General features: G+C 68.7%; 3 protein-coding genes. All 3 read right to left on the bottom strand.

The genetic code is table 11. From position 1 onward, the window contains the following. Nucleotides 1-640: 640 nt before the first annotated feature. Entirely contained in the window at nucleotides 641-1,444 is an 804-nt protein-coding gene (locus ON39_RS17640) for an SCO1664 family protein (protein ID WP_040735412.1), read from the bottom strand. 3 nt (nucleotides 1,445-1,447) lie between these two features. Continuing rightward, entirely contained in the window at nucleotides 1,448-2,032 is a 585-nt protein-coding gene (locus ON39_RS17635) for a DUF3090 domain-containing protein (RefSeq protein ID WP_040735411.1), read from the bottom strand. A gap of 80 nt (nucleotides 2,033-2,112) precedes the next feature. Continuing rightward, entirely contained in the window at nucleotides 2,113-2,853 is a 741-nt protein-coding gene (locus ON39_RS17630) for a histidine phosphatase family protein (RefSeq protein WP_040735409.1), read from the bottom strand. Nucleotides 2,854-3,026 lie beyond the last annotated feature (173 nt).

Here is a 3,026-nt window from a genome sequence, read left to right as displayed (position 1 = left end):
AGGCTGCGCTGCAACGGCGCCGACACTCGGTGCGGATCCCGAGAAAGAGTGCGGATTCCGGTGCGGCGACCACAAGCGGCGACCACCGCAGGTTCTGCCGCGACGACCCCGACACACCCGCACCGCGACACGCCACCCGTCTTAGGGCCCCGCCGCGACACAGCAACACACCCGTACGCCGAGGCGCGCCAACGAACTGCGGCACACCTGCAGATCCCGCACATTTTCTCGGGGCCCGCACCCAATATGGGGCCCCATACTCAGTGCGGATCCCGAGAGACAGTGCGGGATCCAGTACGGCGACCGCAAGCGGAAGCCGCCTCAGGCTCCGCTGCAATGGCATCGACACAACCGCGCCGAGACATGCCACCCGTCTTAGGGCCCCGCCGCAACGCGGCAACACAGCCGTACGCCGAGGCGCGCCACCGAAATGCGGCACAGCCGCAGATCCCGCACTGCTTCTCGGGGCACGCACCCAATATGGGGCCACATACTCAGTGCGGATCCCGAGAGACAGTGCGGATTCCGGTGCGGCGACCGCACGCGGCGACCGCCTCAGGCTGCGCTGAAACTTCGGCACCGCGCGCATTTTCGCACCCTCTGCCGACTGGCAGCGCAACCTATTCAGCGACAACCTAATTCAAAACGCGGGCCATGGAATCGGCCGGGACGTTCGGGGGGTGGGCATGAGCGGGTCGTCGAGTAGCTCTTGGGTGCGGTCGATCAAGGCGGAGATTTCCGCGTCGGTGATGTGTTCGGCGAGGTGGTCGGCGACTGTGCCGGGCAATTCTTTGGCGAATGCGGCGATGTCGGTGATGAGGGCGTCGCTCAACGGCTGGCCTGCCCAGCCCCACAGCACGGTGCGCAACTTGTGCTCGCTGTGCAAGCAGATGCCGTGGTCGACTCCGTAGACCTGTCCGTCCGTTCCCTCGAGCGCGTGCCCGCCTTTGCGGTCGGCGTTGTTCAGGAGCACGTCGAGCACGGCCATGCGGTGCAGACGTGGGTCGTCGGCGTGGATGAGGGATACCTCGTTGCCTGCGGGGTCCTGAGCGCGCAGCACCTCGCAGAAACCGTCGGGTACCGAGCCGGGCGGGCAGAGGTCGACCAGGTCGAGGCGGTCTCCTCGGTCGGTGTGGTTGTCCACGCCCTCGACCCAGCGCTGCACCATGCCGACGCCGTAGGGTCCGTCGCGCAGGATGGTCTCCGGGATCACGCCCCAGCCGATCGCGGCCGAGATCTGATACGACGCGACCTCGCGGCCCGCGAGGGTGCCGTCGGGGAAATCCCAGAGAGGTCGCTCGCCGCGCACGGGCTTGTAGACCACCCGCAGCGGCGGTTCGGCGTCATCGACGATGTCGCAGACCAGGGTCACATTGCTGGCGGTGCTTATCCGCCCGATCACCGTCAGCTCGCCGCTGTGGAACCGGTCCCCGGCCCGCGTCACCGATCACTCCTCTAGTTCGGCCGCGCCGAAGATATCGCCGCGCTTGTACCCGTTCGTGCGCACACACATGTGCCCCCGCGACGACAGCGGCTCCCCGCACAGCGGACACGGCGGCCTGCCCGCCGCGATCACCCGGGTGGAGCGCAACGCGAACTCGCGCGCCTGGATCGGCGTGAGGAACACGCGCACGGCGTCGGGCCCCTCCTCGGTGTCGTCGAGCACGACCGACTCGTCGACCTCGGTCTCGGTGATCGCCAGCAACTCCACGACGACGGCGTTCGCGTCGGCGTCCCAGCCGAGCCCCATGGTGCCGACCCGGAACTCCGCGTCGACGGGGGTCACCAGCGGCGCCGTGTCGCCGATGTCCTCGGCCTGCGGCGGCACCTCGGCGCCGAACCGGCGGGCCACCTCGTCCAACAGCAGACCCATCCGGTCGGCGAGCACCTTCACCTGCTGCTTCTCCAGCAACACGCTGACAACCCGCGGCTCCTCGATGGCCTGCAGATAGAACGATCGATCGCCCGGCTCACCGACGGTCCCGGCGACGAAACGATCGGGGGTGCGAAATACATGGATTGCGCGTGACATCTGCACCTCCTGATACGTGACCCTGATCGACTACCCACGGCGCCGGCATTACAACGCCCACTATCCGTGTACAAGGAATCTCAACGCTCCGAATTCCCATTATCCTCACTCCCGGCACTGCCGACCTCGCCACCGGGAACGGGCCCGGCGGGGTCGGCCTTCTCGGCGCCGGAATCGGCAACCGGCCGTTGCTGATTCGCCAGCGCGGACAGGTCGGTGCCGGTGTCGTTGAGCCGCCACACATAGGGTGCGGTCGGCGTATATCTGATGACGCTGATCGACGCGGGCTCCACCACGATCCGCTGGAATCCGTCCAGGTGGATGCCCAGAGCATCGGCCAGCACGGATTTGATGACGTCACCGTGGGTGCAGGCCACCCACAGCGTGTCGTGCCCATGCTGCTCGGCCAGCGCGCGATCGTGCTCGCGCAGCGCCGCGACCGCGCGGACCTGCACCTGCGCCAGCCCCTCGCCGCCGGGGAACACCGCGCCGGAGGCGTGCCGCTGCACCACTTTCCAGAGCGGTTCGTTCAGCAGTTCGGCGATGGGACGGCCGGTCCACTCGCCGTAGTCGACCTCGATCAGCCGGTCGTCGAAGACCGGTTCCAGCCCGAGCTTCTCCGCGAGCGGCGCGACCGTTCGCTGACAGCGCAGCAGCGGGGAGTGCACGATGCGTTCGATCGGCAGCCCGGCGAGCCGGTCGGCGACGGCCTCGGCCTGCGCGTCGCCGTGCTCGGTCAGCTCGACGCCGGTCTTGCGGCCGGCCAGGGTGCGGGCGGTGTTCGAGGTCGAGACTCCGTGCCGGAGCAGAATCACCGTCATACAGTCAGCCTAAGCCCCACCGCCGCCGCCCACGGAATCGCTGCGCGCTGCCCGGCCGCCCGCGACTCACGCCGCCCGGCCACCCACAACTCACCCCGCCCAGACGCCCACGACTCGCGACGCCCGGCCACCCACAACTCACCCGCCAGACGCCCACGACTCGCGACGCCCGG

Source organism: Nocardia tenerifensis NBRC 101015, from assembly GCF_000308715.1.
In the GTDB taxonomy this organism is placed as follows: Bacteria; Actinomycetota; Actinomycetes; order Mycobacteriales; family Mycobacteriaceae; genus Nocardia; species Nocardia tenerifensis.
Note: the sequence above shows the minus strand (reverse complement) of the source record. Positions and strands in the feature narration are given on the sequence as shown.

Bases quoted from the DNA above. Each gene is read 5' to 3' on its own strand.
- ON39_RS17635 (WP_040735411.1), bottom strand. From the start codon at position 2,032: ATGTCACGCGCAATCCATGTATTTCGCACCCCCGATCGTTTCGTCGCC.
- ON39_RS17630 (WP_040735409.1), bottom strand. From the start codon at position 2,853: ATGACGGTGATTCTGCTCCGGCACGGAGTCTCGACCTCGAACACCGCC.